The organism is Bradyrhizobium macuxiense, assembly GCF_001542415.1.
Lineage (GTDB): Bacteria > Pseudomonadota > Alphaproteobacteria > Rhizobiales > Xanthobacteraceae > Bradyrhizobium > Bradyrhizobium macuxiense.
On sequence record NZ_LNCU01000034.1, the window covers coordinates 88,233 to 97,605 of the forward strand.

Below are 9,373 nucleotides of genomic sequence, written 5' to 3' on the forward strand. Positions count from 1 at the left end.
CGTCATCGGGCGCGCTCGATCAGGACCGGAGGCGCTTGGTCATGAACAGGCTGAGCGGATCGGCCGCATAGCTCCCGAACGGCGGACAGTCCCGATAGCCGGAGGCGCGATAGAGCCCGATCGCCTCGGGCTGCCGGATGCCGGTCTCCAGGCTGATGCGGTCGATGCCCTGACGGCGCGCGACGTCTTCGAGGGCGTGAAGCAGGCGCCGGCCAAGCCCGAACCCCCTCGCCTCGCTGCGTACGAACATCCGCTTCATCTCAGCATGGTCAGGCGCGATGATGCGAAAGGCGATCGATCCGAGCGCCTCTCCGTCACGGCGTGCGACAAGAAACACCGCGCCGGGCGCAGCAAGTGTGTCGACATCGATCAGATGATTGCTCTCTGCCGGATACAGCGCCTGCATGTACGCATCCGACAGGGCGATCAGCCGCCGCAGCTCCGGTTGCCTCGGGTCCTCCGGTGCGATGCTGATCTGAGGCTCGGGCATCGGTGAAGTCATCCAGCGCGACTTTGGCTTCATGTCGCAAATGTCGGCCGACGCCGTGTGTCCGTCAATGCGTGGCCTGCGACAGAATGGCTGCGCTTTGCCGCAGTTCGGACACCAAACATTAAGTCTCGATTCAGTTTCGAGGATCATCATTGCGCAGCCGAACACAGGTCACACCATGCTAGACCGCGAGCCGCCTCCCCCTGGAAGCATCTGGCCAACAGATGTGGCTCATGGTCGGTTGCCGGATCAGTCCGCCGATCTGTGGGATGTCTCCGGCGAAAATCACGATGCCGCCCTGCTGCTGCGCGAGCCCTATCGCGATCGCATCCGCACCTTCACCGCGGCGGCGGTGGCGCTGGCCGCAACCTTCGCACTGGGATGGGCCGGTGGCCTGAGCTGGCATGATTTCACAGGCACCCCAAGAATTCGCCCGATCGCTCAGAGGGAAGTCCCCACCCCCCATGTCGCCGAGCTCAAGCCGAGAAGCGAAGGCACCAGGCGATCCGCTGCGGCATCGGAGCCCTTGGTCACCGGCAGCATTCCCAAGACCAATGCGCGCCTGCCGGCGATGGCGGCCGCACCCACCACCGTGAATACGCCACCCGTGGCGCTGGCGATGAAGCAGCCGCTGGCGCCGGCGCCGGAAACGCGGCCGACCACCATCCCCGGATGGTCGGTAGTCGAGGTCCGCGACGGGACCGCCGTGCTCGAAGGGCCGGAGGGTGTGCGCATGGCCGCCCGCGGCGACGTCGTTCCCGGATTAGGGCGGGTCGATTCCATCGTGCGCTGGGGCAACCGCTGGATCGTCGCCACCGCCAGCGGGTTGGTCGCGACGCCGTAGCGGCGGCGGCGCAACCTCTCAGTTGGTGTTGATCTGGAAGCGCAGCTGCCTGCTGCCGATCAGCGTGACGAAGTCACCCTGCCGCCGCCATGTCGTCGCCTCACCGAGCGCTGCGAGCAGATCGCTGTCGGCCTGCGCGCGCTCCGGCGGGCAGGAGCGGTTTTCCATCGCGCCGGGAACGAAGATGATGGTGTTGCCGGCTATCGAGAACTGGCCCTTGCCGCCATCGCACCACAGCTCGAGCGACACTTCGCCGTTATCGCCAACCTCGATCGAGGGAATCCGCTTCGAGCCCGGCATGCGCGCAGCGTCGAGCGTCATCAGGAAGCCGAACGGAAATTCTTCCTGCGCCTGCGCCGGGATCGATCCCAGCACCGCGCTTGCCAGCATCGGCAGCACAGCGCCCCGCAATAGTCGTCCGACTGAAATCATGCCATTCCCTGTCATCGCGGGCTCACATTGAGCCTGGTTCCGCGCACCGGTTCCGATCTTCCGCCGGCGCCATGTTCCGACGAGCGCCTTGTATTGGACGCGTCTGCGCTTGGCCAGATTGCCCGTGACGGAAAATGTTGCTGAAAAGCAAAACCCCGCGAGCCTTCGCCCGCGGGGTTTCGTTTCATCGACGGCGCCTATTTCAGGACCATCTCGGTGAACGGATACACATAGGCCTGCAGCGTCACGAACAGGCCGACCAAGCACGCCAGCACAATCGAGTGCAGGAACACGTAGCGCAGGATCGAGCCCTCGTGGCCGTACCAGTTGGTCGCGGTGGAGGCGACCACGATCGATTGCGCATCGATCATCTTGCCCATCACGCCGCCCGACGAGTTCGCCGCCGCCATCAGGATCGGCGACAGGCCGAGCTGCTGCGAGGTGATCTTCTGGAGATTGCCGAACAGCACGTTCGACGCGGTATCCGATCCGGTCAGCGCAACGCCCAACCAGCCGAGCAGCGTGCCGAAGAAGGGATAGAGCACGCCGGTCGCCGCGAAGGCGAGGCCGAGAGTGGCGTCAACGCCGGAGAGCCGGGTCAGCGTGCCGATCGCCAGCATCGCCGAGATCGTGATCAGCGAGATCGCGCAGAGGCGGATGGTGCGGCCATACTCGGCGATCAGCTTGAGCGGCGAAAAGCCCATCAACAGACCCGAGATGATCGCGGCGATCAACATGCCGGTGCCGGTGAACGACAGCCAGGTGAAGGCGAAGATCGCGCCTTCCGGCGTCGGCTTCGCGGCCACCGGCGGCACCTTGTTGATCAGATTGTGCAGCTCGGGAACCGGATAGCGCCAGACGAAGTTGGCGTCCGCCCAGGCCTTGAAGGCGCCGTTGCCCCAGATCAGCATCAGCACGCAGACGATGATCCACGGCAGCAGCGCGCTCCACAGTTCGCCTTGCGTCAGCGGCGTCTTGTCGAGCGGCTTCGCCGCCGCCATCGTCGCGGCCGACTCATCACGCCCGCGCAGCGCCGGCGATAGCCAGAGCTTGCGCGGCTGCCAGACCTTGAGGAACAGGATCAGGGCGCCCATCGAGATCAGCGAAGCGCCGATGTCGACGATCCAGGGGTTGACGAAATTCGAGATCACGAATTGCGGGATCGCGAACGACACGCCGGTGACCAGGATGGCCGGCCACACCTGCATCATGCCGCGCCAGCCGGCGAACGCGCACACCACCCAGAACGGCACGATCAGCGAGAACAGCGGCAACTGCCGGCCGACCATCGCGCCGAGGATGTAGGGATCGAGCCCGGTAACCGAGGCGAGGCCCTGGATCGGCGTGCCGAGCGCGCCGAAGGCGACCGGCGCGGTGTTGGCGATCAGCGACAGGCCGGAGGCCGCAAGCGGCGAGAAGCCGAGCCCGATCAGCACCGCACCGGTGATCGCGACCGGCGTGCCGAAGCCCGAGGCGCCCTCGAAGAAGGCACCGAACGAGAACGCGATCAGCAGCAGTTGCAGACGGCGATCCTCGGTGACGCCGCCGATGGCGCGCTTCAGAAGCTCGAACTTCCCGCATCGCACCGTCACCTGGTAGAGGAAGATGACGTTGAGCACGATCCAGCCGATCGGGAAGAATCCCGTCACGACGCCGAGGATCGATGCGCGGATCGACATGTTGGCGGGCATCGTGAAGATGAAGATCGCGATCAGATTGGTCACGATCACGGCAATGATGGCAGCAATGTGCGCCTTCACCCTGCCGCTGGCGATCAGGACCAGCAGCGTGACCACGGGAACGGCGGCAGCAATCGTCGACAGCGCCGCATTGCCGAGCGGATTGTAGATTTGATTCCAGGCATTCATCTCGGGATCCCCCCAGTGTTTTTATGAGGCGCGCCGGCCTGCATGAGGCAAGGCGTGCCCGGCGCATCGCGGGAGTCCGTCTGAGATGTTCAAGCCCCCGGCTCGCGAATGAACGATCGTTAAGGATCGCTCAAATCCTCGCGAAAAACTGAAGGTCCCCGCCCCTCGCCGTTGTGAGCATGCTAGGGTTGACTTGAACGCCGGGACAAGCGAACGCTTGCATGCCAGTTCTACGACTTTCGTCTAGAATCCCCCTGATTGTCCCGTTTTTTCAGGCCGTTGCAGCCTATTTCCCGGAGACGATAATCTGTGAACAACATTCGCTCGACGCTCGCGTCCGTGTGGCGCATCGCCAAGCCCTATTTCAACTCCGAGGACAAATGGCCGGGCCGTATTCTGCTGGCCACGCTCATCGCTATGGAGCTGGTATCAGTCGGACTCGACGTGTTGATCAATCAGTGGCGCAACCGCTTCTACACTGCGCTCCAGGATAAGGACTGGGACACGTTCAAGCGCGAGATGCTGGTGTTCTGCATGCTGGCCGCGGCGGCCGTGGTGCTTGGAATCTATCAGCTCTATCTGAACCAGTGGCTGCAGATCCGCTGGCGCAACTGGATGACCAGCAAATATCTGCGCGAATGGGTCCACGGGGCCAATCATTACCGCATGCAGCTCGTCGGCGATGCCGCCGACAACCCTGACCAGCGTATCACCGACGACATCAAGCTGTTCGTCGGCCAGACGCTGGCGATCGGCATCGGGCTGTTGAACGCAGTCGTCTCGCTCGCCTCCTTCGTGGTGATCCTGTGGGGATTGTCGACAATTCTGCCGCTGGTGTTGTTCGGCGTCGACATTTCGATTCCTGGCTATCTGGTCTGGGGCGCGATCATCTACGCCGTGCTCGGGACGGCGCTGACGCAGTGGATCGGCTCGCCACTGGTCAACCTCAACTTCGACCAGCAGCGGCTGGAAGCGGATTTCCGCTTCAACCTGGTGCGCGTGCGCGAGAACGCGGAACAGATCGCACTGCTCAAGGGCGAGAGTGCGGAGCGTGAACGGTTGTCGGAGCGTTTCGGCCGCGTGATCGGCAACTGGTACGGCATCATGAGCCGGACCAAACGGTTGACCGCATTCACGGGGACCTATGCGCAGGCGGCGGTGGTGTTTCCGTTCGCGCTTGCAGGCCCGGCCTATTTCGTCAGCAAGACAGTCCAGCTCGGCGCCTTGATCCAGATCGCCGAGGCCTTCGGCAAGGTGCAGGACGCGCTGTCGTTCTTCATTTCGGCCTATCGCACCATGGCGGAATGGCGCGCGGTGGTCGCCCGTCTCGACGGCTTCGAGGGTTCGATTGCGGCGGCCGAAAAGCTGGCGGACGATCCCGCCTCGATCCACGCCAAGCCCGCCTCCGGCGGCGAGATCGCGCTGCCGCAACTCCTGGTCAAGCTGCCGAACGGCGCGCCGCTGGTCTCGGCGAACCGTATCAGCTTCCGTCCCGGTGAACGGGCGCTGGTCACCGGCCCGTCCGGTGCCGGCAAGTCGACGCTGTTCCGCGCCATCGCCGGCATCTGGCCGTACGGCAACGGCGCGATCGAGATCCCGGCCAATGCGACGCTGATGATGCTGCCGCAGCGCCCCTATCTGCCGATCGGATCGCTGCATGACGCGGTCGTCTATCCGGGCGAAGCCGCGCAGTTCGATGCGAAGCGGGTCCGCGACGTGCTCACGGCCGTTGGCCTGCCGCAGTTCTCCACCCGGCTCGACGAGGAGGCGCACTGGAACCGGATGCTGTCGCTCGGTGAGCAGCAGCGGCTCGGCATCGCGCGGGCGCTGCTGCACGTGCCGCAATTCCTGTTCCTGGACGAAGCGACCGCCTCGCTCGACGAGCCGTCGGAAGCCGCGCTCTACAGACTGATCGACGAGGAGCTGCCGAAAACCACCGTCGTCTCGATCGGCCATCGCTCGACGCTGGACGCCTTCCACCAGCGCAGCATCGCGCTGGTCCGCGACGGTGACCACTTCGCGCTGCGCGAGGCCGCCAGGGTCACAGCGTCGTAGACGGAACGGGTTGAGCCGGAAGGTGCTGCGCTCCCTCTCCCGCTTGCGGGAGAGGTACAGTCTGCCGCACGACCGCCAAAAGCAAAAGGGCGGCGGATTGCTCCGCCGCCCGATCGATCCCCTGAGGGAGAAATTACTTCAGGTTGGACATCGCCGTCAGGTCGGCCGTCAACCGAACAGCGGCGGTCGCGCCGCACCAGTTCGATCCCGCGCCGCTCGGATTGATCGGCGTGACGTTGGTCGTGCCGCCGGCGTTGAAGGCGCTGGTGAAGGCGTTGCAGTCACCCTTCGACAGATTCGTGTCGGAGTAGCGGATATCCAGCGTGAAGACCTTGTAGGTGAAGCCGATACCGATATTCCAAGTGTTGTAGTCGGAATACTTGATCCCGTTCGGGAACGCCGGGACGCCGTAGAAGCTGTCGGACGTGCCGAGCCACTGCCGGCCGAACTCGCCCGACACATACATCCCGACGCCGCTGCTGCCGAACACGGTGCTCGGCGCGGTATACTTGGCGGTGACCGAGGCGTAGTCGCCCCAGGCGCCGGAGTTGAGGAAGCTCGGCGTGTAGTATTCGGTGACGCCGACCTGCCAGTTGTCGTTGAAAGTGTAAGTGCCCTTGCCGTAGACCTCGAAGAACGAGACGTCCTTCTTCATCACGTTGCCGTTGGCGAGGAAGATCGTGTTGGTGCTGACCGGACAGACGCCGCCGCCGGGAACGCCACCGGTCAGCGTGTTGTCGGCGCATTGCCCGCCCGGATAGAGATAGCCCCAGACGCCGAAATCGAGCGCGAGTGCGCCGAAGGTCGGCCGGATGCCGCCATAGACGTCGATCTCGGCGGCGGCACGGTTCGCAAAGGAGATGCTCTCGCCGGACAGGCCGATATAGAGCTGCAGGTCCTTGTTGACGTTGTAGCGCGGCTCGAAATAGGCGGCGACCGCCGAATTGTGGTTGGATTGGGTGATGCCGCGGAAGATGTAGTCGCTGTTGTAGCCGCCGCCGAAGGCGATGTCCCAAGGATCGAACGGAGCCGGCGGCGGCGCCTTGACCGGCATCGCCGCCAAGTCTGCGGCCATGGCCGAACTCGAAAACATTGCTAGCGCCGTTGCTAACAAAGCCAGTTTCTTCATGACGATCCCCATTTATTTTCCAGACAGCCCAGCTCCAATGGCCCCCAGGGCGTGCGATAAGCGACTGCAACCAAATCGCGTGTGATCAATCTGAAACGCGTGCTCATGCTGGAGAAGCAAAAAAGGCAAGCATCTGCCGACTTTTTAGGCGTTCCGGCCACGCCGGCGAATCTTGTCTGGCGTGTGTTGCATTTGCACCACAAGCTGATGCCTCCCGCACCGGTTGAGCGAATGCAACGGCTGCGGACGAGCGAACGACGAGGCAGGTGACTGATCGCCACGCGGTCAGACGGCGTCTCACGGTGACGGCAAGGTAAAAGCCGCAGCGGCGTCCGCTGCGGCTTTGCAATCAATCGACTTTGCCAACCCTGCCGGGCTCGATGCGGCTAGTGGTGCTCGCCGCTCTCGGAGGCGGTGCCGGCAACCCAACCCGGTGCGGGTTCGTGGCTCGGCGTAGCCCAGCTCGGAGCCGGCTGCGGCTCGGGCGCAGGGGGTGCCGCGACCGGAGCCGGTTTCGGCGCGGCTGCCTTTGGCGGGGCGGCCTTCTTCACGGCTTTCGCCGGCGCGGCCTTGGGGGCTGCTTTGGCAGCAGCTTTCTTGGGGGCAGCCTTCTTGGGAGCAGCCTTCTTGGCTGCGGCTTTCCTGGAAGCCTTCTTGGCAGTTTTCTTTGCCGACTTTTTCGCGGCCTTCTTCGCGGCCTTCCTCACCGATTTCCTGGCGGACTTCTTCGCAGTTTTCTTCTTCGCCGCTACAGCCTTCTTGGCCTTTTTAGCCTTCTTGCTTTTCTTCGCCTTCTTCGCTTTCGCCATCGTGGTCCTCCTGTTGCCGCTGATGAGGCCGCCGCGCGCAGTGAAATGGCCGCTTGCCGGAACGGGAGCACGGCTTGAGGGAAGCACCGGCCCGTTCGCTCGCCGGGCATGGTCCTGTCGGAGCGTGGCCTTAACGTTGCGCCAACGCAATGCTCCAGGTCCGGATCATGCTCGAGTGGCAGTCGATCAGTTCAATCCTGGCCGGGGACCTCCTGTCGCCCAATCGAGAAGCTCAATCGTGTGCACCACAGGAACTGACGTACCGCCGGCAATCTGAACCATGCAGCCAATATTGCCCGCAGCGATCATGTCCGGTTTGACAAGCGCAATATTGGCGACCTTGCGATCGCGCAATCTGCTCGCAATGTCGGGCTGGAGAATGTTGTAGGTCCCCGCCGAACCGCAACACAAATGGCTCTCGGGCACATCTTTCACCACGAATCCATTCTTGGAAAGCAATTCTTTCGGAAGTTGAGTGATTTTCTGTCCATGCTGCAACGAACAGGCTGAGTGATAGGCGACGATGACGTCGCCTTTTTGCGTCGAAGGCGCGAGCTCGATGCCGGCAAGATACTCGCTGATATCCTTTGCCAGCGTGGAGATTCGCGCAGCAGGACCGGCGAACGCGCGGTCCTCGCGCAGCAGGTAGCCATAGTCCTTGATGACCGTGCCGCAGCCCGAGGTCGTGACCAGGATGGCGTCGAGCCCGTTCTGGTCCGCTTCCCTTTGCCACACGATGATGTTGGCCCGCGCACGTGAAAGCGCGTCCGCGTCCTGCCCCATGTGATGGGTGAGCGCGCCGCAGCATTGCTCGTCCTTGACCAGCACCACCTCGATGCCGTGCCGGGTCAGCACGTTGATCGCGGCCTGATTGATGCGCGGCGCCAGCACCTGCTGGGCACAGCCCTGCAGCAGCGCCACCCGGCCGCGGCGCCGGCCGACCGGCGCGAACACGGTTCCGGCTGCCGGTCCCGGCTGCGGCAGGCCATGCGGCGCAAGCGCCAGCATCGCCTTGATCCGCTCCAGCAGACCGGGGGAGGACGCGCCAACCGACGGGGTCGGCAGCAAGGCCGCGAACGGCCGTGCGAGCCCGGCCAGGATCATGCTGAGCCGGAACATGCCCGGGCGCGGCAGCACGAAGGCCAGCACCGACCGCAACAGCCGCTCGGTGAGCGGCCGCGTATAATCGCGCTCGATCCTGACCCGGGCCTGGTCGACGAGATGCATGTAGTTCACCCCCGACGGGCAGGTGGTCATGCAGGCGAGGCACGACAGGCAGCGGTCGATATGCTTGACCACGTCAGGTGTCGGCGGCTTGTCCTTCTCCAGCATCTCCTTGATCAGGTAGATGCGGCCACGTGGACTATCGAGTTCGTCGCCGAGCAAGACATAGGTCGGGCAGGTCGCGGTGCAAAAGCCGCAATGCACGCAGGCGCGCAGGATCTTGTCGGCTTCCTTGATGTCGGGGTCAGCGAGCTGCGTCAGCGAGAATTCGGTCTTCATGCGGCACCACCTCGCCTCATCCGGCCGCGGTTGAGGATGGACTTCGGATCAAAGCTGTTGCGCACCCGTTCGCCGAGCGCGGCGAGGCCTTCGGCCAGCGGCTGGAACACATCGACATTACGTCGCGCGTCTTCTGCAGCGCGGATCAGGGTGGCGTGTCCGGCGGCGGCCTCGACCCGGCTGCGCACGAGCACGGCCTGGGCGTCGGCCTTTGGCGGCACCGCGAGCCAGATCAGCCCGCCG

8 protein-coding genes and 1 pseudogene are annotated in these 9,373 nt (G+C 64.2%); 2 read left to right on the forward strand and 7 right to left on the reverse strand.

Going from position 1 to position 9,373, the window contains the following annotated elements; genetic code table 11:
• Positions 1-19: 19 nt before the first annotated feature.
• The gene (locus AS156_RS08420) at positions 20-490 is read right to left on the reverse strand and encodes a GNAT family N-acetyltransferase (protein WP_066502905.1); all 471 of its coding nucleotides are present in this window, start codon (positions 488-490) and stop codon (positions 20-22) included.
• A gap of 241 nt (positions 491-731) precedes the next feature.
• On the opposite strand from AS156_RS08420, the gene AS156_RS08425 reads away from it, so the two are divergent.
• Positions 732-1,334, forward strand: a complete 603-nt coding sequence (locus AS156_RS08425; RefSeq protein WP_066502545.1) for a hypothetical protein — start codon at positions 732-734, stop codon at positions 1,332-1,334.
• 18 nt (positions 1,335-1,352) lie between these two features.
• Here the strand turns inward: AS156_RS08425 and AS156_RS08430 are convergent, their stop codons facing one another.
• Together AS156_RS08430 and AS156_RS08435 are read right to left on the reverse strand one after the other, a co-directional pair.
• Positions 1,353-1,781: an META domain-containing protein gene (locus tag AS156_RS08430; RefSeq protein WP_430641784.1), complete on the reverse strand. Its 429-nt coding sequence runs from the start codon at positions 1,779-1,781 to the stop codon at positions 1,353-1,355.
• 182 nt (positions 1,782-1,963) lie between these two features.
• The gene (locus AS156_RS08435) at positions 1,964-3,634 is read right to left on the reverse strand and encodes an L-lactate permease (RefSeq protein ID WP_066502548.1); all 1,671 of its coding nucleotides are present in this window, start codon (positions 3,632-3,634) and stop codon (positions 1,964-1,966) included.
• 309 nt (positions 3,635-3,943) lie between these two features.
• Here AS156_RS08435 and AS156_RS08440 point away from each other — a divergent pair, with 309 nt between their 5' ends.
• A complete protein-coding gene (locus AS156_RS08440) occupies positions 3,944-5,689 on the forward strand; it encodes an ABC transporter ATP-binding protein/permease (protein WP_066502551.1) in 1,746 nt (581 codons plus the stop codon).
• A gap of 133 nt (positions 5,690-5,822) precedes the next feature.
• Here AS156_RS08440 and AS156_RS08445 read toward each other — a convergent pair whose 3' ends face one another.
• From AS156_RS08445 to AS156_RS44100, 4 genes and pseudogenes are all read right to left on the reverse strand, one after another.
• A complete protein-coding gene (locus AS156_RS08445; protein ID WP_066502907.1) occupies positions 5,823-6,818 on the reverse strand; it encodes a TorF family putative porin in 996 nt (331 codons plus the stop codon).
• A 386-nt stretch (positions 6,819-7,204) separates the two neighbouring features.
• Positions 7,205-7,627, reverse strand: coding sequence for a histone (locus tag AS156_RS08450; RefSeq protein WP_066502553.1), 423 nt, complete (start codon positions 7,625-7,627; stop codon positions 7,205-7,207).
• A gap of 186 nt (positions 7,628-7,813) precedes the next feature.
• Positions 7,814-9,130, reverse strand: a complete 1,317-nt coding sequence (gene glcF, locus AS156_RS08455) for a glycolate oxidase subunit GlcF (protein WP_066502556.1) — start codon at positions 9,128-9,130, stop codon at positions 7,814-7,816.
• Positions 9,127-9,373, reverse strand: a pseudogene (locus tag AS156_RS44100) (2-hydroxy-acid oxidase); the annotation flags it as partial. The pseudogene AS156_RS44100 and the gene glcF, both read right to left, overlap by 4 nt.

Bases quoted from the DNA above. Each gene is read 5' to 3' on its own strand.
- AS156_RS08445 (WP_066502907.1), bottom strand. From the start codon at position 6,818: ATGAAGAAACTGGCTTTGTTAGCAACGGCGCTAGCAATGTTTTCGAGT.
- AS156_RS08435 (WP_066502548.1), bottom strand. From the start codon at position 3,634: ATGAATGCCTGGAATCAAATCTACAATCCGCTCGGCAATGCGGCGCTG.
- AS156_RS08420 (WP_066502905.1), bottom strand. From the start codon at position 490: ATGCCCGAGCCTCAGATCAGCATCGCACCGGAGGACCCGAGGCAACCG.
- AS156_RS08430 (WP_430641784.1), bottom strand. From the start codon at position 1,781: ATGACAGGGAATGGCATGATTTCAGTCGGACGACTATTGCGGGGCGCT.
- glcF (WP_066502556.1), bottom strand. From the start codon at position 9,130: ATGAAGACCGAATTCTCGCTGACGCAGCTCGCTGACCCCGACATCAAG.
- AS156_RS08450 (WP_066502553.1), bottom strand. From the start codon at position 7,627: ATGGCGAAAGCGAAGAAGGCGAAGAAAAGCAAGAAGGCTAAAAAGGCC.